Source organism: Clostridium intestinale, from assembly GCF_035905475.1.
Classification (GTDB): domain Bacteria; phylum Bacillota; class Clostridia; order Clostridiales; family Clostridiaceae; genus Clostridium_T; species Clostridium_T intestinale.
The window spans coordinates 2,108,667-2,133,874 of record NZ_CP121166.1 but is presented as its reverse complement, the minus strand read 5'-3'; the positions used below and the strand labels follow the sequence as shown (position 1 = coordinate 2,133,874).

At 29.0% G+C, this 25,208-nt stretch carries 27 protein-coding genes and 1 other RNA gene; 17 read left to right on the top strand and 11 right to left on the bottom strand.

Annotated features, from left to right (window positions below; genetic code table 11):
- Positions 1-7 precede the first annotated feature (7 nt).
- The 5 genes from P8F83_RS11100 to rnpB all read left to right on the top strand — a co-directional run bounded on the left by P8F83_RS11100 (position 8) and on the right by rnpB (position 3,292).
- A complete protein-coding gene (locus tag P8F83_RS11100) occupies positions 8-895 on the top strand; it encodes a PH domain-containing protein (protein WP_326514648.1) in 888 nt (295 codons plus the stop codon).
- Positions 896-907: 12 nt separating this feature from the next.
- Positions 908-1,606, top strand: coding sequence for a tRNA (adenine(22)-N(1))-methyltransferase (locus tag P8F83_RS11095; RefSeq protein WP_326514647.1), 699 nt, complete (start codon positions 908-910; stop codon positions 1,604-1,606).
- Entirely contained in the window at positions 1,603-2,403 is an 801-nt protein-coding gene (locus P8F83_RS11090) for a Nif3-like dinuclear metal center hexameric protein (protein WP_326514646.1), read from the top strand. The genes P8F83_RS11095 and P8F83_RS11090 overlap by 4 nt, the downstream gene beginning before the upstream one ends.
- A gap of 135 nt (positions 2,404-2,538) precedes the next feature.
- Positions 2,539-2,886: a hypothetical protein gene (locus tag P8F83_RS11085; protein WP_073018832.1), complete on the top strand. Its 348-nt coding sequence runs from the start codon at positions 2,539-2,541 to the stop codon at positions 2,884-2,886.
- Positions 2,887-2,950: 64 nt separating this feature from the next.
- Positions 2,951-3,292: RNase P RNA component class A (gene rnpB / locus P8F83_RS11080), an RNA gene on the top strand.
- Between the two features lie 77 nt (positions 3,293-3,369).
- On the opposite strand, the gene P8F83_RS11075 is transcribed toward rnpB, so the two are convergent.
- Complete coding sequence (locus P8F83_RS11075) at positions 3,370-3,594, bottom strand: hypothetical protein (RefSeq protein ID WP_073018839.1); 225 nt, start codon at positions 3,592-3,594, stop codon at positions 3,370-3,372.
- A 134-nt stretch (positions 3,595-3,728) separates the two neighbouring features.
- Between P8F83_RS11075 and P8F83_RS11070 the strand changes: the two genes are divergently transcribed.
- Positions 3,729-4,271 carry an AAA family ATPase gene (locus tag P8F83_RS11070; RefSeq protein WP_326514645.1) on the top strand — a complete coding sequence of 181 codons (543 nt, stop codon included), beginning with the start codon at positions 3,729-3,731 and terminating at the stop codon, positions 4,269-4,271.
- 85 nt (positions 4,272-4,356) lie between these two features.
- A complete protein-coding gene (locus P8F83_RS11065; RefSeq protein ID WP_326514644.1) occupies positions 4,357-4,818 on the top strand; it encodes a hypothetical protein in 462 nt (153 codons plus the stop codon).
- Positions 4,819-4,852: 34 nt separating this feature from the next.
- Here the strand turns inward: P8F83_RS11065 and P8F83_RS11060 are convergent, their stop codons facing one another.
- On the bottom strand, positions 4,853-5,218 hold the full coding sequence (locus tag P8F83_RS11060; protein WP_315109593.1) for a hypothetical protein: 366 nt from the start codon (positions 5,216-5,218) through the stop codon (positions 4,853-4,855).
- 206 nt (positions 5,219-5,424) lie between these two features.
- Here P8F83_RS11060 and P8F83_RS11055 point away from each other — a divergent pair, with 206 nt between their 5' ends.
- Positions 5,425-5,577, top strand: coding sequence for a hypothetical protein (locus P8F83_RS11055; RefSeq protein WP_156337820.1), 153 nt, complete (start codon positions 5,425-5,427; stop codon positions 5,575-5,577).
- Between the two features lie 108 nt (positions 5,578-5,685).
- Complete coding sequence (locus tag P8F83_RS11050; RefSeq protein ID WP_326514643.1) at positions 5,686-7,320, top strand: putative bifunctional diguanylate cyclase/phosphodiesterase; 1,635 nt, start codon at positions 5,686-5,688, stop codon at positions 7,318-7,320.
- Positions 7,321-7,360: 40 nt separating this feature from the next.
- On the opposite strand, the gene P8F83_RS11045 is transcribed toward P8F83_RS11050, so the two are convergent.
- The 5 genes from P8F83_RS11045 to P8F83_RS11025 form a co-directional block, all read right to left on the bottom strand.
- Positions 7,361-8,407 carry an alanine racemase gene (locus P8F83_RS11045; RefSeq protein WP_326514642.1) on the bottom strand — a complete coding sequence of 349 codons (1,047 nt, stop codon included), beginning with the start codon at positions 8,405-8,407 and terminating at the stop codon, positions 7,361-7,363.
- 80 nt (positions 8,408-8,487) lie between these two features.
- Positions 8,488-9,777 (bottom strand): lipid II:glycine glycyltransferase FemX, encoded by a 1,290-nt coding sequence (locus P8F83_RS11040; RefSeq protein ID WP_326514641.1) that lies wholly within the window; start codon positions 9,775-9,777, stop codon positions 8,488-8,490.
- Between the two features lie 88 nt (positions 9,778-9,865).
- Positions 9,866-11,014 (bottom strand): hypothetical protein, encoded by a 1,149-nt coding sequence (locus tag P8F83_RS11035; protein ID WP_326514640.1) that lies wholly within the window; start codon positions 11,012-11,014, stop codon positions 9,866-9,868.
- Positions 11,015-11,016: 2 nt separating this feature from the next.
- Positions 11,017-12,471 (bottom strand): sensor histidine kinase, encoded by a 1,455-nt coding sequence (locus P8F83_RS11030; protein WP_326514639.1) that lies wholly within the window; start codon positions 12,469-12,471, stop codon positions 11,017-11,019.
- A gap of 9 nt (positions 12,472-12,480) precedes the next feature.
- The gene (locus tag P8F83_RS11025) at positions 12,481-13,176 is read right to left on the bottom strand and encodes a response regulator transcription factor (RefSeq protein WP_286904068.1); all 696 of its coding nucleotides are present in this window, start codon (positions 13,174-13,176) and stop codon (positions 12,481-12,483) included.
- A 277-nt stretch (positions 13,177-13,453) separates the two neighbouring features.
- Here P8F83_RS11025 and P8F83_RS11020 point away from each other — a divergent pair, with 277 nt between their 5' ends.
- Both P8F83_RS11020 and P8F83_RS11015 read left to right on the top strand, forming a co-directional pair.
- Positions 13,454-15,439, top strand: coding sequence for a methyl-accepting chemotaxis protein (locus P8F83_RS11020; RefSeq protein ID WP_326514638.1), 1,986 nt, complete (start codon positions 13,454-13,456; stop codon positions 15,437-15,439).
- 160 nt (positions 15,440-15,599) lie between these two features.
- Positions 15,600-16,700, top strand: a complete 1,101-nt coding sequence (locus tag P8F83_RS11015; RefSeq protein WP_326514637.1) for a GGDEF domain-containing protein — start codon at positions 15,600-15,602, stop codon at positions 16,698-16,700.
- A 70-nt stretch (positions 16,701-16,770) separates the two neighbouring features.
- Here the strand turns inward: P8F83_RS11015 and P8F83_RS11010 are convergent, their stop codons facing one another.
- Positions 16,771-17,625 carry a CorA family divalent cation transporter gene (locus P8F83_RS11010; protein WP_326514636.1) on the bottom strand — a complete coding sequence of 285 codons (855 nt, stop codon included), beginning with the start codon at positions 17,623-17,625 and terminating at the stop codon, positions 16,771-16,773.
- Between the two features lie 117 nt (positions 17,626-17,742).
- Between P8F83_RS11010 and namA the strand changes: the two genes are divergently transcribed.
- Positions 17,743-18,759, top strand: coding sequence for an NADPH dehydrogenase NamA (namA, locus tag P8F83_RS11005; protein ID WP_326514635.1), 1,017 nt, complete (start codon positions 17,743-17,745; stop codon positions 18,757-18,759).
- Between the two features lie 26 nt (positions 18,760-18,785).
- Here namA and P8F83_RS11000 read toward each other — a convergent pair whose 3' ends face one another.
- Positions 18,786-19,046, bottom strand: a complete 261-nt coding sequence (locus P8F83_RS11000; protein ID WP_326514634.1) for a hypothetical protein — start codon at positions 19,044-19,046, stop codon at positions 18,786-18,788.
- A gap of 143 nt (positions 19,047-19,189) precedes the next feature.
- On the opposite strand from P8F83_RS11000, the gene P8F83_RS10995 reads away from it, so the two are divergent.
- Positions 19,190-19,567 (top strand): helix-turn-helix transcriptional regulator, encoded by a 378-nt coding sequence (locus P8F83_RS10995; RefSeq protein ID WP_326514633.1) that lies wholly within the window; start codon positions 19,190-19,192, stop codon positions 19,565-19,567.
- A 20-nt stretch (positions 19,568-19,587) separates the two neighbouring features.
- Positions 19,588-20,166, top strand: coding sequence for an ATP-dependent Clp endopeptidase proteolytic subunit ClpP (gene clpP / locus P8F83_RS10990; RefSeq protein WP_326514632.1), 579 nt, complete (start codon positions 19,588-19,590; stop codon positions 20,164-20,166).
- A gap of 49 nt (positions 20,167-20,215) precedes the next feature.
- On the opposite strand, the gene P8F83_RS10985 is transcribed toward clpP, so the two are convergent.
- Positions 20,216-20,533: a hypothetical protein gene (locus P8F83_RS10985; protein ID WP_326514631.1), complete on the bottom strand. Its 318-nt coding sequence runs from the start codon at positions 20,531-20,533 to the stop codon at positions 20,216-20,218.
- Between the two features lie 267 nt (positions 20,534-20,800).
- Between P8F83_RS10985 and P8F83_RS10980 the strand changes: the two genes are divergently transcribed.
- Positions 20,801-21,514, top strand: a complete 714-nt coding sequence (locus P8F83_RS10980) for an ATP-binding protein (protein ID WP_326514630.1) — start codon at positions 20,801-20,803, stop codon at positions 21,512-21,514.
- A 100-nt stretch (positions 21,515-21,614) separates the two neighbouring features.
- Positions 21,615-22,583, top strand: a complete 969-nt coding sequence (locus tag P8F83_RS10975; RefSeq protein WP_326514629.1) for a Gfo/Idh/MocA family protein — start codon at positions 21,615-21,617, stop codon at positions 22,581-22,583.
- Positions 22,584-22,628: 45 nt separating this feature from the next.
- Here the strand turns inward: P8F83_RS10975 and P8F83_RS10970 are convergent, their stop codons facing one another.
- Positions 22,629-24,470, bottom strand: coding sequence for a hypothetical protein (locus P8F83_RS10970; protein WP_326514628.1), 1,842 nt, complete (start codon positions 24,468-24,470; stop codon positions 22,629-22,631).
- A 119-nt stretch (positions 24,471-24,589) separates the two neighbouring features.
- Between P8F83_RS10970 and P8F83_RS10965 the strand changes: the two genes are divergently transcribed.
- A complete protein-coding gene (locus P8F83_RS10965) occupies positions 24,590-25,174 on the top strand; it encodes a TetR/AcrR family transcriptional regulator (protein WP_326514627.1) in 585 nt (194 codons plus the stop codon).
- Positions 25,175-25,208: the final 34 nt, after the last annotated feature.

Genomic DNA, 25,208 nt, shown 5'->3' with positions numbered 1-25,208 from the left:
GATTTTAATGGAAGAATTTAAGCCTAAAAAAGGCTTAGCATTGTTGGAAATTATAATGTATATAGTAGTTGCTAATGGGCTGTATTTAGCAGTAAATAGCTTTGTAAATTCTTACATAGAATTAACATTACTACAGCTTTTAGTTATTTTATTTAATATATATTGTATTTACTATTTATTAATCACACTAACTTTGAAGTATCAGATAGAAAATAATATAGTAATAATAAATTCGTTACTGGGTATAAGAAAAATAAAAATACACTTAGATGATATTGATGGATACAATGTTAGTACAGGTCCTATAAAAGGTTTTAAACTTTCGGGATTTGGAAGAGATAGGTATGGATTTGGTAATTATGTTGTTGATAATGTTGGGGTTACCAATATGTTTGCATCCTCTAATAGTGAAGTAATATACTTACATTCATCAGAGATAAGTTATGGAATATCACCAATAGACGCTGAGAAATTTAAAAATATAATAGAAGAAAAAGATATAGAATTACAGGAATTTGAAACTAAAGTAAACAAAAATAGAAGATTATATAAAGATAAAAAGTTATTTGTTCCATTTATATTAACTACAGTAATAATCTTTTATATAATCTTAAATCCGTTTATATTATATTTAAAACAAGCATTGCCAGCATCAATGCCACTAAGCTTTGATGGTAAATTTCAACCCATAGTAATGGGAACTGGTAAAAACTTTGCGTTTAAGCAAATGTCATATGGAGTTTTAAATATGATTATTTTATTTTGCATGTATTATGCTTCACATTTTAATGCAAAATATGATAAGAGATCTGCATATAAATTTATATATATAGCTTTAGCTATAGCCTTAGCATTTCTCTTGTTTCAAATTAAGATATTAAATGTCTATCTATAGAACGGAGTAATTATGGAGTTAAGCAAAAGATTAATGTGTATAGTGAATAACATGGATAAGTGTGAAAGTGTGATTGATGTTGGAACAGACCATGGATATATTCCTATTTATGCAGTTAAAAATAAAATATGCACTAAAGCGATTGCTTCAGACATAAACAAGGGGCCAAAAGAGAAGGCAGAAAGCAATGTTAGGTTTGAGGGTGTTTCTGATAAGATTCAATGTAGATTAGGTGCGGGTTTAGCCACTGTAAGATTAGGAGAAGTTGAAGCCGCTATTATTGCTGGAATGGGCGGTAATTTAATAAGAGATATTATTGTACAAGACATAAAGAAGGTACAAAAATTTAAATATATGATTCTACAACCAGCTCAAAATGCAGAAATCTTAAGAGAATTTTTATATAAAGGTCCTTTTGAGATTTTAAAAGAAGACTTAGTTATAGATGAAAATATATTTTATGAGGTTTTTAAAGTAAAATACAATAAAAACAAAATAGATGAAGTAAAAGTTAAGGAAGATTCCTTTTATTATGAAGTTAGCACAAGACTTATAGAGGATAAACATCCATTAATTAAAGATTTTATACAAAATAAACTTGATAGATACAAAACTATTCTTTCTTTTATAAGAGAGGATACTGAAAGTGCTATTAAAAGAAAAGTAGAAATCACAGATAAAATAAAGAGATTAAAGGAGCTAATAATATGAAGTTAGAACAAATAATTAATATTATGGAAAAGATAGCTCCACCTATATTAAAAGAAGATTATGATAATGTTGGGCTTATGGTTGGAGATAAAAAATCGGATATTAAGAAGGTGTTAATAGCGTTAGATTGCACACTAGATGTAATAGAAGAAGCTAAAGCGCATAATGTGGATCTAATTATTACTCATCATCCATTAATTTTTAGAAAACCATCTACTATAACTACAGATACTTTGATGGGTAAAAAAATAATTAATCTTATAAAAAATAATATAAATCTCTATTCAAGTCACACAAACTTTGATTCTGTTAAAGAAGGTTTAAATGATAAAATAGTTGAACTTCTTGGATTTTCAGCTAAGTCCATATTAGAACCAACAAAAGTTAAAGGTTTTGATGAGAGTGGGATAGGAAGATTTGTAGAATTAGAAGAAGTAATAACATTAGATGAGTTAATAGATAAAGTTAAAATCTCTTTAAATATTAGTAATTTGAGATATGTTCCATCTGGAAATGATAGAATTAAAAAGATAGCTATAATAAATGGAAGCGGTCAAGATTTTTTCTCTATAGCTTATAATAATGGGGCAGATTGTGTAATAACAGGTGATACTACTTATCATTATGCAAGTGATTATAAAGAAATGGGATTAAATATTCTTGATATAGGACACTTTGGAAGCGAATGGCCAGTGTTTATGGAGCTATCTAAAAAAATTATAAAAGACATTAAATCAGTTGAAGGTATTGAAATTTTAATATCGAAAAAATCAGAAGATCCATATAAATTTATATAGAGTTGATATAATAAGAGCTAGAGATAGCTTTTATTTTTTTGTAATGGAGTATTTAGTTGAATAAGATTTTTATCATAAAAGGAAACTAAAGCATATATATGTAGTAATATAATAACAATACTTTTGAGGGAAAAAATGAGTAAAAAAAGAGAAAGCAAATATAAACCAGGGGTAGGTTATGTTAGCGGCAATAGGGAAAACTTAGCGGAAGATTCTAAAAAAGTTCTTGAAGATATAAAGGATATATATGAAAGTTCTAAATTAAAGAAGAATATAGAGTCAGGAAAAATAGGTAATATGAAAATCGGAAATATGAAGATAGGAAAGTACATTAGTAAAAAGAAATATTCTTCTATTGAGCTAACACCAACTAAACTTGGGATACTTGGAGTCATGTTTTTAGTTTTGTTATTTTCAGGAGTTGGAATGTTTGGTGTGGTTATTATTTTTCTTTTACTTATCGCATTGAGTATTTGTAAGTAATTCACTAAAGTTAGTAAAATAAATAATTTGCAAAATACACTCTTATATGATAAGATAAATCTTGCGAGTAAGCCAGTCAATCGCTGCTGACTTACGTCAGGAGAGGAAAGTCCGAGCTCCGCAGAGCAGGGTGCTGGTTAACTGCCAGTGGAGGTGACTCTAAGGAAAGTGCAACAGAGATATACCGCCCAAGTTTTTGGGTAAGGGTGGAAAGGTGAGGTAAGAGCTCACCAGCATATAGGTGACTATATGGCTATGTAAACCCCATCTGGAGCAAGACCGAATAGAGAGGCAAATGGGGCTGCTCGTCCCGCCTCTGGGTGTGTCGCTTGAGCCTATTGGGAACAATAGGCCTAGATAGATGATTGACTAATACAGAACTCGGCTTATAGACTTATCTCGCACAAAAAACACTAAGTTTTAGACTTAGTGTTTTTTATTATAAAAATTTTGGATTATAAGTTAACACTATAAAATAGGTGTCTAAAGTACAACGCTAACAGCGCCATCTTTTTCTTCTAACTTTCTATTGCTTTTAATAACAACTTTATCACGGTATTGATAAGTATCTAATATCAAACCGTTTGGGTACTTAAATAAGTTTCTAGTGTATTCATTAGTTTGTGTAACTTCTGTTTTAACTTGATCAAAATCAACTTCGAATGGTGTAAGAACTTCTATAACGTTAGTAAATGTATATTCAAACATAATTGTCACCCCCTTTAAAAAATAATTCTACATGTAGGATGAAAATCCTTTAATAATAGATTAAAAATTGAATGAGGAATTTTAAACTAAATTTGTGTATAATATATTTATCAAATTTTATAAGGAGTCATAAAATGGATAAGATAATATGTATAGTAGGTGAAAGTGGAAGCGGAAAGTCTACTATTGCAGAAAGATTAGAAAAAGAAGGATATAATTATATACAAAGTTATACAACAAGGAAAAAAAGATATGATGGAGAAAAAGGTCATATATTTGTAGATGATGCTACATACCATGAGTTTGCAAGTAGAGAAGATGAAGTAATAGCTTATACATATTTTAATTCAAATCATTACTGGGCTACTAGGGAGCAATATAGAAATAAAGGTGTGTCCGTTTATGTAATTGATCCAATTGGAGTAGATAAAATAAAAAAAGAGATAAAAGATGCTAAGATAATAGTACTATATATAAAGACAGATAAAGATATTAGAATTGATAGAATGTGTTTGAGAAAACATAATAGGCTTAATGTTGTAGATGAGGATATTTTGCAAAGAGTAGAGCATGATAGTAAAGCATTTAATATTATAAAATGTGATTATGTTATTGATGGTAACAGAAGTAAGGAAAGTATATTTAGAGATGTTGTTAAAATAATAAATTATAAATAACTATTTTGGAAAACATTAAAAATCTAACCTTCTAATAATACAAATAATAATTGAGAATACTATAGAATAATTAGGAGGTGCAAAATTGCAAATAAATGAATATATATTAAATATAAAAGAATTAACAAAGGATTTTATAAAAGAAAACCTAGGAGAATTAATTGATTTTGATGTAATGAGCCTTCCAGAAGAAAAAGGGATTTTCTTTATATATAAAAAAGACAGTAATGAGCTAGAATATATAGGAAGCGCAGATGAAGCTAACTCTAATATTAAAGATACATTATCAGAATATTTAAAGCCAGAATTTACTCAATTAGAATTTCGTAATAAAGTTATGCACAGTATTTATAACTCCATTAATTGGGTGGAAAATGAAATAGGGGAAGAAGTAAAAAATGTAGAACAAATAAACAAAACCATAGAATATATTAAAGGGAATTACAAGATAAGAGTAATAGTATTTCCTTCAGATACAGAGATTAAAGATATAAAACTTATAAAAAAGGCGTGTATATCTTTAGAAAATCCAAATTTAAATGATTAAAAATGGTAGTTCACGAATGAACTACCATTTATTTTTAAAGTATAGATCCTAATAAGAACCAAGGAAGTGGATTAAATCCTTGATTAGGATATGGATGGTAAGGGTAGCCGTAGCCATATCCATGATTCCAATATGGATTCATAGGATATGGATTCATAGGATACGGAGGTCTAGGGTTAGACTTTGATTTTTTCTTTTTTCGCATATCTTGGGAAGCCTCAAGGTCTGCTCCAATAGGCATATAATAAGGATTAAGTACAAAAGGTATTTGGTGAATATCCGTATTAAAAGGGGTATATTCGCTATCTTCGTAGTCGTCATCATAAGATAAAGATCTGAAATAGTTACTGTAATCATCCAGACTCTCAGTTCTTATTTCTTCATCGATATTAACGTACATTTACATCCTCCAAAAAACATTCTTATATGTATAGTGTATAGATTTAGTGATTAAAATGTGAATTAATTATATAGAGAATTTAAAAAAACTATATAAAGCTATATTTAGAAATATAAAATGATAATAATTATCTATTGAAAGTATTTATTATTTGATAGTTATAGTGTATAATGAAATAAAATATTTTATAAAAAGGATGGTTGTACATGGAGAATACACAAAATAAAAAACAATGTCGCTGTGGGGGCAATAAATCAGTTGAATTAGTTAAGGATCCAAATGCAACATGCTCATGTGGCAAAAGAAAGTTAAGTGAAAAGAAAGAAGAGGGCTGTGGCTGCGGTTGCGGGTGTAGTTAGTTAAATTTAGCTGTTTAGGAGGTTTTACTTCCTAAACAGCTTTTTTATGTTATCCTTCACAAAATAAATGTATTTATGATATATTTATTTAGTAATGGAGGAGTTATAATGAAGAAATCTATAAATTTGAAAACACGCTTTACAATAAGTTTTAGTATAATAATCTTAGTACTTACTTTTATATTGAGTAGTGTGATTAGTCTTAATTCTATAAGCATATATAAAAAAGAGATTGGAAACTCTTTATCAGAGAGAGTATGGCAAATGTCTAATAGACTTGACCAATATATGTGGGCAAGATATGGTGAGATAAATGTTTTAAGTAAGTTAGAAATATTTAAAAATACATCTAATACTAAGGAAGTTAGAAAAGTTTTAGATGAGTTGAAGCTTAACTTTCCTTCATATTCATGGGTAGGTCTTATTGATCCAAATGGAGAGGTATTAGAATCTACTGATGGAATACTTAAAGGGAAAAATATATCTGCTAGACCTGTATACAATCAGGCTTTAAACAGTACATATATAGGGGATGTTCACGATGCTGTATTGCTCTCAAGTTTGCTTCCAAATCCTACAGGAGAAGCTATGAAGTTTGTAGATATAAGTACACCTATATTTTCAGATAATGGAGAACTTACAGGGATTTTAGCTTCACATTTAAGTTGGGGTTGGGCTAAAGAGGTTGAAGGAACTATGGTTCAATCTAATAATAATAAGGAAAAAATGGACGTCTTTATTGTAAGTAAAGGAGACAATGCTGTTTTACTTGGACCAACTGAACTTATAGGAACAAATCTTAACTTGGAAAGTATAGATAAAGCAAGAGCAGGAGAAAATGGATGGTCGGTTGAAACTTGGCCAGATGGTAAAAAATATCTGACAGGATATATTTTAGAAAGTGGATATGAAAATTATCCAGGTCTAGGATGGGTTATCCTAGCAAGGCAGCCAGTAGAATTAGCCTATGAAGCTATACAAAATCAAATTATTTTTTCAGTGACATTTGGAATTTTGGCGGTAATAACATTTGTTATATTTGGAGTTATTAGTGCAAATATAATAACTAAACCTTTAAAACAACTTACTTTTGTAGCTAACAAACTTAGAGAGGGTGAGGCTGTTGATGTGCCTAAATTTAAAGGAATACGAGAAATAGAGGTTTTATCATCTTCATTAGATAGTTTGATTAAAAGCTTAATAAAAACAAAAGGTGAACTCGGGGAGATGGAAGAGTTAGCTAATTACGATAAATTAACTCGTTTGCCTAATAGAATAGCTTTAGGGAACTATTTAGAAAAGTTAGTATTAACAAAGGATGAAAGTTTAACATTCACAATTCTTTATATGGATTTAGACGGATTTAAATCCGTAAATGATACCTATGGACATCATATTGGCGATATGCTTCTTCAGGAAGTAGCGGATAGAATTAAAGAAGATATAGGGAGTGGTGAACTTGTTGCACGTTTAGGTGGAGATGAGTTTGTGGTTGTCGCAATAAATTCTAATGAGGATGTAAAAGCTAGAGGAAGTCTAGTAGCAAATAAAATAATAGAAGATCTAAGCAGACCATTTGTCATAGAACAAAAAGAAATAAGAGTTGGATGTAGTGTAGGTGGTGCTGTATGGAATATTGATAGTACAGATACAATTGAGCTTACAAGAATGGCAGACCAAGCTTTATATAAATCTAAACGAAGTGGTAAAGGAAAATTTACGTATTATAATAAAGAGAACTAATAAAATGCTGTATACAGAAAATGTATGCAGCATTTGACTTTTAATTACTATTTATATATATTCTTTTAATTGAGCTATCAGCAATAATAGGAGAAAGTTTAACTGTTATTATATCTCCAACTTTTAGATTTGTAGCATCTATTAAAGTATTATCCATATTTGGCTGACTAATTATATTGATAGGATTATCATCAAAATATAGTTCCTTTAGAGGTACAAAAAATCTATAGATTATTCTTAGTAGATTTATTAAAGATAAACCATGCCTATTTACAGAACAATAAAAATTATGAATTTTACCGATGGGTAAGACACCGATAAGCATATCTTTAGGAGCTTTATATTTGTCTCCATAACCAACGGTATTATCTTTTGAGACCTTAAAAGATTTTAGTATTTTGCTTTTAAAAGAATAGGTTTGTTTAAATCCTTTATCTAATCCGCTATATCCATAGAGTAAGTTCCCGATTCTAATAAAATTAGTAAAATCACATACCTCATATAAAACATCATTTAAGAAGCCATTAGAATTTAAACAATGTATATTAGGAATAATTCCAATATAGGGGTTTACACATTTCTTAAAGTTTTCAATTTGTTTTAAAGAGTAATTAGTGTTTTTAGTATTATGAAGGTGAGTATAGATACCTTCGATAATAACATTTTTATAATTACTTTTTATATATTCGATAAACTTAGGAAGTTTATCTATTTCAATTCCAAATCTATTCATACCAGTGTTAACATAAATATGAACTCTATATTGTTTTTCCATATTTAGATAAGATAAATCTTCTTCATCATCTATAGTTAAAATGATATTACTATTTATATCGTTATAATCGTGAAATACGCATAAAGGAGTTAAAACTAAAATATCTTTTTCTATAGTTAGACTTTGAGCTTCTTCTAAAGTTGAAACAGCAAAGCTATCCACTAAAGGACTTAAGATAGAAGATATTTCGTTTATACCTAATCCATATGCATTGGATTTAATTACTGCCATAAGTTTTTTTGAAGATTTCTTTTTTATAAGGTCTACATTGTGAATTATTTTATCTTTATAAACCTCACACCATACATTCATATTCATCACCTAATTTAAATATAGCCATAATTTGTTTCGTCTAATACAATAGTTGTATCTAAGTTGTAAAAAGTAATAGATTATTTTTTTAAGTTACTTCTGATTTCCTTAAACTTTGGAAAGGCAGTTTTATATAGAAAGTATAACAACTTACTTCTGATTATATATATTTCTCCTATAAATTCTATGAAGTCCCCACCAAAGCCTTTCTTAAACTTATATAGTCCAGAAAGATTCTTGTTTGCTTCAGTAGGTTTAGGAGTTCCTCTAAAGTCATAAAGCTCTAAGCCTAAGTCAATTGAGTGCTTAATCATTTCCCATTGCATTAAATAATTAGGCATAGTATTTCTTAAGATATCGTGTGATGCACCATAGAGATACCAGGCTTTATTCCCATAGTGAGCGTAGATAGCTCCACTTAAGTATATGGTTTTACCTTCATATACACTTATGGAGGCGATTTTAGATTTAGTTTCAAGTATCTGTCTATCTAGATCTTTAATTGAGTTTTTTAGTTTATCACTTATATTTATGTTTGATGAATCTTTGTTAAGTTTATCAAGAAGTATATCTTGTTTTGCTCTTAACTCGGTAAGTTTTGCATTCATATATGAAAAATCTTTTTCATAATCATATTTAACTAAATACATGGTTATGTTAGGATGCAATTTATTTAAAAGTATATTAAAATAATTCCTGTCTCTTATTAAAAAACCATCTCGTTTTCCTGTTATTTTCATAAGTTCATAAAAGTTAGTTAATGTTTCCTGAGATATGTTAGTGGAATCATAACACTCAGTTGTTAAACCTCTAGAAGAAGCTGTTTTTATATTACGTTTAGTAGTTGAAGAAAATTTATTAAATGTAGCTGCTTTTATAGTATCTTTATCCCATTTAGGAAGAGCTAGTCTGAAAACAGTTCCAGGTTGTATAGAATCAAAATTAGTAGATGAGTTAACTTTGATTTTTTTTGAGGATAAAAATTTAAGTAATTTAGCTGACTTAGAGTTTATGGAGTCATTAACTTTGTAAGGGATGTCAGGATCTAAAGTTATAAAAGCTATCTTATTATCTTTCATAAACTTATCTAAATAGCTAAAAAAATCTGTCAGTAGGGTTTCATTTTCATAATTACAAATAAAACCTCTAGGAATATAACCTATATATCTAGGTAGAAAGGGCAGTTTTCTTATTAGGATTAAAGAACTTAGAACTATCTCATCGGTATTTTCTTTAAAGCCTCCAATATATTTAGAAATCCAACTTTCTTTAACTTCTCCCCAGTTAGAACATTGAAATAAATGCCCTTTTTGAGAATAATAGTTGAAATTATTAAGTTCATCTTTTGATATATCTTTAAAAACGTACATATTAAAACCTCCTAGGAAAAGAGTTCCTAGGAGGTATTTTATAATATTGATGTATCAAAATAACTAGATATTGTATCTAAGTTGTAAATTATTTGAAGGAATAAACGTAAACTACACTATTATCGTTATACGAGTCTGTAACTTGAAATGATAATTTATTATCATTACTCCAGCTTATGTTTGTGATAGAGTTTTTGTTTTGGAATATTTCTGTTGAAGTTAAGTTAGGATCATTTAAATTAACTACACTTAATTTTGTCAATTTACCTACTTCAATAAATACTAACATGCTTTTGTCATTACTAATACGAAAATTCACTGAAGTTGAGCTAATAGTTTTGAGTTGTTTATGTTTTTCAGCATCATATATAAATGTTGACATTTTAGCTGGATTAGTAAGTATAAGTAAGTTGTTATTGATAATTTCTATATTAGCATTAATAGACATATCACTAAGTATTTTTTCAGGCATCATATCTCTTTTACTCATTTTATAAATTGAATACATACCTAATGTATAATCGTAATAAGTAAAATAATAAGTTGAACCATCGTTTGATACATAGACTTCAGATACATAAGGGACATCTATACCAGAAGAATAATCAAGAAAATTAGTAGTTGTCTTACTATTTATATTATAAATAACAAAACTACTAAAATCACTTGATCTTGCTATAAATCCACTACCATCAGGAAGCCACTTCATAGGCAATAATCCTTCTGGAATAGGTGTAGAAGTATTATCTAAAAAGGAATAATAATAAAATTTACTTGGAGAGGAAAGCATTTTTTTATAAATGTCTTCATTATATCTTTTAAGATATTCACCAGTATACTCGTCTAAACTTCTATATAAAAGAGCATCACCCAAAGGAGATACCCAATATTCCGAGGATTGATATTTCAAGTCAACTTTTGAGTAAGAATTTGTTTTTGTATTTAAAATCTTTACGTTGTCATTTGAATGAAATGAATAATACATGTTTGATAAAAAAATATCGTCGTTATTTATCCAAAAGCTTATATCAAAATATTTGCCTATATTAATGCTGTTTGTAGAATCTATTTTAACATAAGAGGAAGAGTCCTCAATAGATGAAATATTAATAGGTCTATCATTAAGTACTATAGTATTTGTTTTTTTTCTAAAAATAGATGTAGGATTAAACCATAATGAAAGTATAGAGAAAGAAATAAATAAGACTAAAACTTTTAATATAAAATGCTTTTTCATCTCTAAACCTCCATTTTAGGAAAACTAAGTGTAACCTTAGTTCCAACATCGACCTTACTTTTAATATCTATAGAAGCATTGTGTTTAGTTAAAATATTTTTAACAATGCTTAACCCTAAACCTGTACTTCCTTTTTCTTTAGACTCAATCTTAGTAGCTCTATAAAAAGGAGAAAATATATTTTCTAGCTCAGTTTGTTTAATACCTATACCTTCATCCTGAACTATAAGTTTATAAGATGAATTTTCAGTTAAAGAAGTAATCTTAATAGAAGAGTTCGGATAACCATATTTTATAGAGTTATCTAGAATGTTTATTATAACTTCTTTAATCTTATCTTCATCACCATATATAGTCATATCATCAAGTACATTTAAGTTTATAGATATACCATATCTATGAGCTTTAATACTTAGTTCTTCTGCAGTGCTTTTTATGACTTTAGATAAGTTTAATTCTCTAAACTCATAACTAAAATCATTTGATGAGCTTTTAGATAGTTCGAGAAGTTGAACAACCATACGATTTAATCTATTTCCTTCAGAAACAATCTTATTAATACCTCTATTAAAGAACTCTTCATCTGTAAAACCGTTATCTTTTAATATTTCACCATAACCAACAATTGTTGTAATAGGAGTTTTAAGTTCATGAGTAACATTGTCAAAGAAGTTTTTTTGCTGAGAAGATAACTCTTTTAAAGTATCTCTATCTTTACTTATGATGTCTAGTTGACTCTTTATCTTATCAACCATGAGTTTAAAACTCTTACTTAACTTACTTACTTCATCTTTGTTAGAGTTAGTTTTAAGAGAGACATTCCAGTTGCCTTCTGTAATCTTTTCTGCCTGGGTTGTAAGAGTTGTTATGGGTTTTGTTATTTGTTTAGAGATTAAGTAAGAAAGAAACACACTTACAATGAATATAAACACAGAAACTGGAATAACTCTGTTTAAGAAGCCATAACTCTGATTAAATAAGTAAGTATAATCTCTAGAATATCTTAGAACAGCTATAACTCCATCATTACTGACTACTGGATAAGAAAAATAAACTGTAGTTTCTTGATTTTTATTATCAATAGTATAGGATATGTTTCCAGCTAAGGCTTGAGTTAAATCTTTAGAGTTAGTCAAAGAACTATTTCCCATAGAGTATAAAACTTGAGAGCCAGTGTTATATAAAGTTACACTAGTACCTAGCTTATTACTGATCTCTTTAGATAAGTTAGGGGCTTCAATCCTAATAGAAGTCTCATTAAGCTCTATTGTTTTTCCCAGGAAATATTGCTTCAAATATAAGTCGATACCATTTTTGGTATCAGTTACTTCTTTATTAATAAAATACTCGTTATTACTATTTAAAACTTCATAAGATGAACTTATTAAAGCCATTAGGGAAATAGATGTAATAAATATAAATGAGATTAAAAGTTTGTTTCTTATAGATAAACTCATATTCACCTCTTAATTAACAAGCTTATAGCCAATGCCAAAAGCTGTTTCTATAATAGAGTTGTTCTTATTTTCATCAAGTTTTTTTCTTACTCTTTGAACATGGATATCAACAGTTCTAGTATCACATACAAAATCTATTCCCCACACACTATCTAAAATCTGACTTCTTGAAAGGATTCTTCCTTTATTTTGAGCTAAGTAAAGTAGTAGGTCATACTCTTTATTAGTTAAGTCTACAATACTATTATCCTTAATTACAGAACGTTCATCAGTATGAATTTCTATATTATCTCTCAATTTAATTACATTAGAATTATAAGAAGAAACATTAGAAGAGATTAGTTCAATTCTCCTAAACAAAGCTTTAACTCTTGCTATAACTTCTCTTATATTAAAGGGTTTAGTTATATAATCATCAGCGCCTAATTCAATTCCTAAAATCTTATCTACTGGATCAGATTTAGCTGTTATCATAATTATAGGTACATTGTAGTTTTTAGTTATTAATTTACATAAATCCAAACCATTTATATCAGGTAACATTAAATCTAAAATAACTAAGTTGGGGATAAACTTATCTAATAGTTCGCGAGCCATAGCTCCATTATTAGCAACTTTAGTCAAAAAGCCCTCTTTACTAAGAGCATAGGAAAGAATATCTCCTATAGACTCCTCATCTTCAACAATCAAAATTTTTTTATTCATGTTTAACACCTCGCATAAACATAGCTTAAACTTATTTTAGCATATAATACGTAATTTAAAGATAGGAACACCTAATTTGTTACAATACTGATACAAGTTAAAGTAAAAGATTAATAATTACTTTAAAATATTTAAATAATAGTAAAAATTACATTTATATAGTAGCTTAAGTGTGATAAAATAATGTCGATAATTAAAACACAGGCATGATAAATAATAAGGATTTTTGTCATTTATCACAATAAAAGGGGGAGTTTAATTGCCTAGAAACAGGAAAATGAACATAAAAGGGATACGTACTAAGCTTATGGTTAGTTTAATATCCATATGTCTAATACCATTAATTATATTAGGATTGTCAAATTATAGACAAGCAAAAAACACTTTAAGTAAAAATTTCGAACTTACAAGTAAACAAACAGTACATGAAATTAATACATCACTTAATTATTACTTTGATGCGATGTCTATTCAACTAAAGATGGCAAGTCAAAATGTTAACTTTACAAAACCAGAAGGTACTGCGGATAGAAGTCAGTATACTGAAGCTTACTTAAAAGATATAAAAGCAAGTAATGTTGATGTTTTAAATGCTTATTATGGTACAGAAAGTGGAAAGTTTTTAGTTTATCCTAAAGTTGAATTACCTAGCGACTTTAACCATAAAGAAAGAGAGTGGTATAAAGAAGCTATTAAAAATAAAGGAAAAGTTTTCTATACAAGTCCTTATGTAGATGTAGCAACTGGACAAACGGTTGTAAGTTTAGTTCAAACTGTAGAAGATAATGGTGCTGTTGTAGGGGTTGTAGGAGTTGATGTTTCACTTGAAAGAATGACAGCTACTTTTGAAAACTCTAAGGTTGGAAAAAATGGTTATGCGTATATAAGTGATAGTAACGGCGTTATAATAGCACACCCAAATAAAGAGATAGTAGGTACAGAAGAGGCTAGTAAGCTTTCTGTTTGGAATTATATAAAGACAAGTACAAGTGGATTTACAGATTATGTATATGATGGTGATAAGAAATATGCAACTTTCACAACTAATGAAAACACTGGTTGGAAAATAATTGGTTCAATGAGTGAAGATGAAATAAGTGAAGATGTAGACTCGATTAATTATATGATGGCTATTACAATAGGTGTAATGCTATTAATATCAACTATATTATCCTATTTTTTAAGTAAATCAATGGCAAGTCATGCAAAGGCATTAAGAGATGCATTTAGTAAAACTGCAAAGGGTGACTTAACAACTAGAGTTGATATAAAGTCGGGAGATGAATTTGGATTCTTAGGAAAAGATTTCAATATGATGATAGATAACATATCAGGTCTTATGTCGGAAGTTAAAGTATCCTCAGAAGTTGTATTAGAGACTTCTACAAACCTTGCAGCTATGGCAGGAGAAACAACAATATCTATAACTCAAGTTTCTAGAGCAATAGAAGAAATATCTCAAGGCGCTACAGAACAAGCAGCTAATGCTCAAGATGGTGCAATGGGCATGAGTGTATTATCAGAAGGAATAGATGAAATTGCAGATACCACAAACCATTTAGAACAAGTAGCCTATGATGCATTAGACTTAGGACACATTGGATTAGATGTAGTTAAGGAACTTGCAGGTAAGTCAGACAGGACCAAAGAAGCTTCTAATGAAGTAAGTCAGATAGTTACAGACATGAGTCAGAAAACGGAACAGATTAATATGATTTCTGATGCTATAGCAGATATTACTGAACAAACAAACCTTTTATCTTTAAATGCAAGCATTGAAGCTGCAAGAGCAGGTGAAGCTGGAAGAGGTTTTGCAGTAGTAGCAGATGAAATAAGAAAACTTGCAGAACAGTCTAAACAATCAACAGAGGAAATCAGAAAAATAATTGAAAGCATACAAACTATGTCTAAAAATGCAGCTAAGGCAATGAATGAATCAAATGACCTAGTAAAAGACCAAGATATAGCAGTAGAAGAGACAGAAAAGATATTCATGAAAATATTGGATGCTATAAATGATTTAACTGAAAGAATCAAACAAATAGGTAGTTCGGCAAAAGTAATTGATGCTAAAAAAGATGAAGTAGTAGGTCAAATTGAAAACATATCTTCTGTATCAGAAGAAACTGCTTCAGCATCGGAAGAAGTATCAGCTTCAACAGAAGAAATAAATGCAACTATGGATGAAGTTACAAGATATGCACAAGATCTTCAAGAGTTAGCTAAAGCTCTTGAATTAGGAATACAAAGATTTAAATTATAGTAAAAAGAGGTCATTCTACTTAGGTAGAATGGCCTTTTTTAGTTTATAAATACGAAATAAATAAAAGTAATTATTATATAAAAATAATTACGAACAAATATTGTAAAATAGCCTATAAAATAGTATAATTTTTAAAAGTAATATTTTAGGGGGTGAAATTATGGTTAGTGAATTATTTATAAATACGATACTACTTATTTCTTTTACATTCATAGGGGAACATTTATTAAAGGAATTACCTCAAAATATTATGAAAGATGTAAAAGAAAGAATATTATTAGGAATAGCTGGAGGAATATTAGGTATTTTCATGATGATCTATACCATAAATATTGTTGAAACACAAACGTTCTTAGATCTTAGAATATTAACTATAATGATTGTGGATATAGTAGGGGGAATAGCAAGCGCAGCAATATCAGGAGTAATTATTTTATTTTTTCGTATAAACTATTTTGGACTAAATCAATCTTCTTTAGTTGCAATTATTCAAGTGATATCCTGTCTAATATGCTTTTATATTCTAAGTAGAAAAGTTAAAGAATTCAATAAAAGATGGTTTACAGCCTTGGGAGTTTCATGGGTGATTTTATTTTTAACTTATGGATATTTATTGAATGAAGTAGAGAAAAAATATTTGATTATATCAGAATTTTCTATAGCCTTTTTACTAGCAGGAACACTAGAATATTTTTTATTAAAATACGTTCAGGAATCCAATGAACTCTATAGAATATATAAAAAAAATTCTACTCAAGATTTTTTAACTGGACTAAATAATACAAGAAATTTTGATAAATTAGTAAATGAAACTTTCGTACAAGCTAAGGAAAATGAATTTGATTTATCTTGTTTTATGGTAGATATAGATCATTTTAAAAAAGTAAACGATACTTATGGACATCCTGTAGGAGATATAGTTCTAAAGGAATTAGCCTATATTCTTAAAAGTAACTGTAGATCTTTTGATATTATAGGTAGAGTTGGAGGAGAAGAGTTTTGTATATTGCTTTTAGATTGTGGACAAGAAGAAGCCTTCCAAATAGCATCAAGAATAAGAAAAGCAGTAAAGATATATGATTTTGAAATCGGGAATAAAGAGTATATTAACATAACTGTATCCATAGGAGTATCAACCTATCCAGATAAAGTAGTTGATTTAGATAAGTTAAAAGAAATGGCAGATAGAGCATTATATACAGCAAAAAGAACAGGAAGAGATAAGATTTGTAATGATGATAGATGTATATTTGAGATATAGTAATTTAAGCTAAAAGAGTGAGACAAACTTATTAAAAGAAGATTTGTAGCACTCTTTTTATGAGATAAAATTACATATATTTGTTTTTTCTAAATAAATATATTTCTATGATTATTATTAAAATTAATAAAACCATAGATAAGGTAAAACCATAATAGTTATGAAGTAGAGGCATAATATCAAAGTTCATACCAAATATACCTGTAATTATAGTTGCAGGTAAGGATATAACAGTGATTATAGTTAAAACCTGCATTGTTTTATTCATCTTATTAGATGATAAGGAATTATACATATCTATACAAGAATATATTGAGGATTCTATATTTTCAACCATGTTTATAGTATTATCTAGAACAAAAATTAACTTTTCATATAAAGGTAAATCGTCTAACTCATCATCTAAATAACTTATCATTGATTTGTAAAATGTAGTGTTTCTTTTTATTAAGGAACTTTCTTTTTTCATTATAAGAAGTTTTTTGAAATCAATATGACCTTTGTCTATTGCTTTCTCAAAGAGTTCATTTAAATCATCTTCTAAACCTAACAAGGTGTCAGTGTAGGTTATAGATAGGTATTGAAAAAGGAAAAGTAATATAATTTTAGCATCAAACCTACCATAGATAGAGCCTTTTTCCTTCAAAAAATCTATAAAATCTTGCTCTTCAAAATCTAAAATAAGAATATCATTGTCTATAACTGCACGTATTTGTATATTTAGATTATTAGTATTATAGGGAATCTTTAAAAATATATTCTTTTTATCTTTTATAACTATGTCAGTATGTATATTAGTAGTAAATTTTTCACCCATACTTATGGTGTGATCTTCATCAATTATATAAGAAACTAAATTTGGAATATCTTTATTCCATTCTTTATCATATTCAATATTTAAATCGGAGAAAATAAGTGTGCTCATGTATTCACCATCCTTAAAAATAATTTTAACACAAATAACATATAGAGCAACTTTAAAAAAATTAGTAAGTAATATATAATTAGCTTAAATATAAACTAAAATATTGGAGGTAGTCTAATGGCAAAAATATTTGATACTTTTAAAATCAAAAACATAACTTTTAAAAACAGAATTATGATGGCACCCATGTGCATGTATTCAAGTGATGAAAGTGGAGAAGTTAAGGATTTTCATATTCATCACTATATAACAAGAGCAATAGGAGGAGCTGGTGGAATAATTATAGAAGCTACAGCTGTTGAAGAAAGAGGTGTAATATCTCAAAAAGACTTGGGTATATGGAAGGATGAACACATAGAAGGATTAAAAAAGCTAACAGATTCAGTTAAAGCTTATGGTGCACCAATAGGAATTCAACTAGCTCATGCAGGAAGAAAATCTGAATATCCAGGAGATATAGTTGCGCCATCTGAGATAGCTTTTGACGATAAAAGCAAAACTCCTAAAGAGTTAACAAAGGAAGAAATCAAAGATGTAGTAGAGTCATTTAAGAAAGGTGCCCTTAGAGCTGTAAAAGCAGGATTTGATTTTATAGAAGTACATGGAGCTCATGGATATTTAATAAATGAGTTTTTATCACCATTATCAAATAAAAGAGAAGATGAATATGGTGGAAGTTTAGAAAATAGGGCTAAATTCTTAGACGAAGTATTAAAAGCAATAAAAGAAGTAGTTCCAGAAACTATGCCTATAGTTTTAAGAGTATCAGCTTCAGACTTTACTGAAGGTGGAAACACTCCAGAAGATACAGCTAAGATAATAAACTTAGTAAAAGAAAATGGAATAGATTTAATAAACGTAAGTGCAGGAGCTGTAGTTCATGCAAAAATCAACCTATATCCAGGTTATCAAGTAAAGTTTGCAGAAGTTATTAAGAGAGATACAGGAATACCAGTTATGGCTGGAGGGTTAATCTCAGATAAGAAAATGGTAGATGAGATACTTGGAAATGAAAGAAGCGAGTTTGTCTTCCTAGCTAGATTACTACTTAGAGATCCATATGTGATTTTAAAATGGGCTAAAGAAGAAGGAAGAGATGACTTAATACCAGAACAATATAAAAGAGGATTTTAATATAAATATAGCTGCACACCAAGGATTTAGTGTGCAGCATTTAATAAATAACAAGCTTCATCATAATCATTTTTATGAACATAAATGTAATACATGGTTGAAACTGTAGAGTTTTCACCAAAGATTCCCATAGTTGCTCTACGTGAAGCAATTAAGTTAGGACTATTATTGCTAGAAAGTTTAATCTTATAATTAATATTATTCATTTGAAGGAGATGTTGAGCTCTATTAAAATTCTCAAGAGAATTACCTATAAAAACCTCTCTTTGATTCCAAAACATAATCATGAAAATCACTCCTTATAGTCTTTAACCCAATTATAACATATCCTAATTATGCTAGAAATCACTTTAGCAAAAAAAGACAGGATTTATAAAAAACCATAAACTATAATATAATCAACAGATATAAACAAGGTAGGTGTTTAAGCTTGAACTATGATGCCTGTATTAAAGAATCTATTGAATACATTGAAGACAATTTAGATAACAAAATAGAGTTAAAAGAACTTGCAGATAAAGCTTTTTTATCAAAGTATCATTTTCATAGAGTATTCCATTCTGTTGTTGGGGAACCAGTGGCAGAATATATAAGAAAAAGAAGACTTAAAGAGGCAGCAAGTGAACTAGTAACTACAGATAATAAGATAGTGGATATTGCGTTAAAATATCAGTTCAGTTCTCAAGAGGCCTTTACAAAAGCGTTTAAAAGGATTTATGGAGTTCCTCCAAGAGAATTTAGAACAAGTAAGGTTATGGTATTTGATAGAAGAGGTTCTAATGTGACTAAACTTTCTATGGCAGCATAAAGTTATAAGGAGTGATAAATATGAGTTATGTACCAATGGTTGTTGAGCAGACTAATAAAGGGGAGAGGTCTTATGACATATATTCAAGGCTTCTAAAGGATAGAATAATAATGTTAAATGGACCAGTAACAGATGAGACTGCAAATACTATAGTTGCTCAGTTATTATTTTTAGAGTCAGATAATCCTGATAAGGATATTAACTTGTATATAAATAGTCCAGGAGGTTCTGTAACAGCAGGCATGGCTATATATGATACAATGCAATATATAAAGTCAGATGTATCAACTATATGTTTAGGATTAGCTGCAAGTATGGGATCTTTTTTATTAACTGCAGGAGCTAAAGGAAAAAGATTTGCACTTCCAAACAGTGAGATTCTAATACATCAGCCTTCAGTACATGGAGGATTTCAGGGACAGGCAACGGATATAAAGATTCATGCTGATTGGTTATTAAAAACTAAAGCTAAGTTAAACAAAATATATAGTGAGAGAACAGGTCAGCCTCTTGAAAGAATAGAGCAGGATATGGAAAGAGATTACTATATGACTGCAGAAGAAGCTTTTAAGTATGGCATAGTTGATAAGGTCTTATAAAGAAAACACACTTCTAAAATTTTAGAGGTGTGTTCTTTTTTATAACTAATTACTTTGGATCGTTATTTTCTCCTCCAGTTGAGAATATAAGATATTCATCTTCACCAATCTTAAGATAGATAGTTCTTGCAGGTCCTTTAAAATCTAAAATATCACTATAGATTTTTTTGCCTGTAAGTTTATGTAATGAATCAGAAATATAATATTTAGGTTTATTTTCTCCAGTTAAGGTTATTGTTTTTTCGGAACTAGGGAAGCTAAAGCTGTCAAAGGTCAATTTAGTTGGATAAGCAAGAATATTAAAAGTTCCGTAGATTGCTCTATTACTAAGCGCTACAAATAACAATAATAGTAGAAAAATTTTCAAAAACCTTAGTTTTGATATTTTCATATTAATCACCATAAAACCTTATTTAAATGATGTGCACTACAGAGGTGCTTAACTTAATTATAAAGGGCATTTACAATGTTTTCAATTAATTGGAATAATGGTAAAAAATATTTAAGATATTAATATTTATGTCTAAGTAACATTAATCTAAGTAAATTTCCGTGACGATGGTAACATTAGTTACTGATTTTATAAACTTTATTTACTATAATTTAAATATAAGTTAATAGTGGAGGGGTTAAAATGATTAGAAAAATTGTTAATATAGATAAAGAAAAATGTAATGGTTGCGGTATTTGTATAACAGCATGTCATGAAGGAGCATTAGAACTTGTAGATGGTAAGGCTACTTTAGTTAGTGATATATATTGTGATGGACTTGGGGATTGTCTTCCAGGATGTCCAATGGATGCCATTAATATAATTGAAAGATCAGCAGAAGAATATGATGATGATGCAGTTCAAGAAAGAATCAAAAGCAAAAATGAAAAGAAGAATAGAAGCATGGATATAATGGACTTTACACCGTTTGGGATGGCTTCTCAAAATAATAAGATTAAGTCAACTAAAGAGAAGGAAAAATCAGAAGAGGATGAGGTTTCTGCATTAAAACAATGGCCATGTCAGATAAAATTAGTTCAGCCAACAGCAGGTTTTTTTAGAGATGCTGAACTTTTAATAGCAGCAGATTGTACTGCTTATGCTTATAGAGACATGCATAGTTTAATGGAAGGAAAAGTTACCCTTATAGGCTGTCCTAAGCTAGATGAAGGAGACTATTCTGAAAAACTTGCATTAATATTAGAGAAAAATAATATAAAAAGTTTAAAACTTGTTAGAATGGAAGTACCTTGCTGTGGTGGATTAGAAGTAGCTATTAAAAATGCTATGCTTAAGAGTGGTAAGGTAATACCTTGGGAAGTTGTAGTTATAAGTAGAGATGGAAGAATATTATAATAAAGAAGGTCACTTTATAGTTAAACATTATAAGGTGACTTTTTGTTTTTAGACATGGTATAATTCTCCTATATCAATAAAGATAAAAGGAGGAATTATTATGAGAACTATAAAGTGGGGAATAATAGGACTTGGTGGAATAGCAAATAAGTTAGCTCAAGCTGTAACTTCAATGAGTAATGTTGAGTTAGTAGCAGTTGCTTCAAGAAGTAAAGAGAAGTCAGAGACTTTTGGAAATAGATATGGTGTAACTAAAGATAAGTGTTATGGAAGCTATGATGAAATAGTTAAAGATGAAGAAGTTGAAGTAATATATGTAGCAGTTCCACATAATTTTCATAAGGAACTTTCTATATTGTGCCTTAAAAATGGTAAAGCAGTATTATGCGAAAAACCTGTAACTATAAGTGAAAAAGAAATAAGAGAAGTTATTAAAGTTGCAGAAGAAAACAAAGCATTCTTTATGGAAGCTATGAAAACTAGATTTTTACCAGTTCATAGAAAGGCCAAAGAATTGATTGAGGAAGGAAAAATAGGGGAAGTTAGATTACTTCAAGCTGACTTTGGAAGTTTAGTTCCTTTTGATCCAGAAGGAAGAATATATAACAAGGATTTAGCTGGAGGAGCATTGTTGGATGTTGGAGTATATAATATATCTTATAGTGCATTTATATTTGGAAACAAGCCAAAGGCTATTGATAGCACTCTTTATATAGGTAAAACTGGTGTGGATGAAAATGTATCTGTAACCTTAACCTATGAAAATGGGGAACAAGCGCAACTTTATGGAGCAGTAAATGCTCCAACAATAAGAGAAGCTAACATAATTGGTACCAAGGGAAGAATATGCATCCCAAGATACTCAAGTGGAGAAAAAGTAATTTTAATATCAGATGGAAAAGAGGAAGTAATAGACCTTCCTTTTGACATAAATGGTTTTGAATATCAAATTGAAGAAGTAAGTAACTGTATAAGAGAAGGAAAACTTGAAAGTGAAGTTATGAGTTGGCAAGATTCCATAGAAGTAATGAAAATTATGGATGAAGTTGCTAGAGGAAAGAGAGTATAATTAAAAAACTGTGCAATTGGGAGTAATTGCACAGTTTTTATGTTTTTATTTTGTATTTCCCCAAAAATAACTATAGTCATCTCCAACCCCAAGTTGTTCTTTAGGAAGATCATCTAATATTAAAGCTGCCTTTAACAAAGATTTTACTTGATTGTGCATAAGGGTGATATCAAATTTATCCATTTCTCTATTATTACTGTTTGTTAGCAAATAATCTGGCATAGGTATAAAGCCAATAACAGGGATGTTTTCTTCAAAGAGAGGTTGACTTTCTCCAAACTCAAACTTGTTGTGACCATGTAGAAAAACCGTTTTTGTATTTTCTCTATCTTTAATAGCTTCCTTCCATACCTCAAGCATAATAGAGTTATTTACATAGGTGTATTCGCTTTGAATTTTTCCAGTTGGCTTATACACTCCATTTTCATCATCTTTCCATTCCAGACTACCTAGATGTTCTACAGTGATGGCTGATACAGCTTTTTTATGACCATTTTTTCCATCCCATAGTTCTTTATTATCATTAAGCCATGTAGAAGTTGCTTGAGAACTTCCTTTAAAAACTGGAAGTCTAAAGTGACCAGTTACAAAAGCAAAAACAATATTCTTATCTAAAGGTTCATCCTTTAGGTATTTAAGCATAGAAAGCATTGCAATGGCGCCATTTTCTTCTACTACGTTAACCCCATCAGTGTGAGAGTTTATGATTATTGTTTCATCTTTATTTTTACCTTCTAACATTACATAAAAAGATTCAGTTTTTGCATCTGATTGAGTATTTGCTTCAAGTGTTAAAGTTGCTGTGGATTTAGTATTTGAATAATTTATTACTTTTTCACCTTCTGTTTCATTTACGAAAAGTGCAGGTATTCCAGCATAATCAGTTGTAAAAGGAAGATATTGATCCTTTATTTTTTCATTTGATACACCTTTCCAAACTAAAACAACCGCCTTTACACCTAAATCTTTTAACTTAATTAAGTTAGGTGTTTGTAAGGTTGAAGATAAAACAACATCACCATCACTTGAAATAACATTATTATCAAGGGGAAATGAGTCTAATTTATTCATGATAAGAGGTAAAGGTAGCTTTTTAGCGTTATCAATTTCTACAACAGCAATTTTTCCTTTTGCAGGCTTGTAATTATTATTTTTAATATATACTAACTCACCTGTTACACCATTTTTATCAGTCATTCCAGAGTAGGGATAGGCTGAGGATACCTCTATCTTTTCTCCATCTATAGATAATTCAGAAGTTTTTTCTTCCCATTGTTCGAAGCTATATTTATTAGTATGGACTTCTAAGCCCATATCAGTTATTTCTGATTTAAGCCAGTTTATAAACTCATTATGTCCTTTAGAGCCAGTGACTCTGCTTCCAAAGGAATTCATTATCTCAATATTTTGTAACATTATTTCTTCTGAATCTAAATTATTTTCTTTTAAGGTTACTTTTTTAAAATTAGGTGTTGTAAAACTATTAGATGGCTTAGAATTGATACCAAATATAAGAACTACCACACTAATAATAACAAGAAAACTAAATATGACTTTACCAACTTTATAGATAGTTTTTCTTCCTCTTTTCTCTATGTGCAGAGAAAAAAATTCAACTACAGCTAATACTAAAAGTAAAAATCCTGAAATGTAGTTAAAAATATTTAAATTTATAGTGAAAGAGAGTACTTCTATAAATGTAATCAACAGATAAATAAATCTTAGCTTGTTTTTGCTTTTTAGTAATAATTCATAATATAGATATATTAAAAAACCTGATATCATAGTAACTAAGGAAGTGTCTTTCTGCATTCCTATGAAAAAACCTTTAGAAAACGATAAAAGAAGTAATAAAATTCCTAAAAATAGTTTAAAGTATTTTTTCATCTTGTTTATCTCTCCTTTTGAACTTACATTTGTAATGTCATATTAGATATAGTATAGTTAAGTTAATTTAAACATTCAATAAGATGAACCTTAAAACGTACAAATAGGAGGGATATGTAATGTCAGACAAGGATGAAAAGCTAATTAAGCGTTACTCAAATAAGATTACGAATAAGCTAACTAGAGAAGCTATATATACAGCTTTAGTGATTTTGATAAAACAAAAACCTTTTGACAGTATAACTGTTACAGATATTGTAAAGAAAGCAGGAGTATCAAGAACTGCATATTATAACAACTATAATACTAAAAAAGACATTTTAAATGATCTTGTAGATTCACTTATATTTGAAATCAATACGGAGCTTGCTCCATATACTGATTTAAATACAGGAAAAGCAAAAGAGCCTGAGGCTTTCATAAGAACTATGTTTGAAGTTTTATATAAACAAAAAGATATTTATAAAATATTATACGAAGTAAACTTTAATCATGTTATTTTAGATAGGTTAACAGAATCTATGCAGTCTCAAATATTAGATAAAAGCGATGAAAATATGTATCAGATAGCTTTTAACGCAGGAGCACTATATAATGTTTTTTCTAGATGGATTACGAATACAGAAAATAACAATATAGATGAGATGACAAAAATAAGTTTAAAAATGTACTATAAACCAATGTCAGAAAAACTTGAAGATTAAGTTATGAGTTATATGATTCTATACAAATAATTAG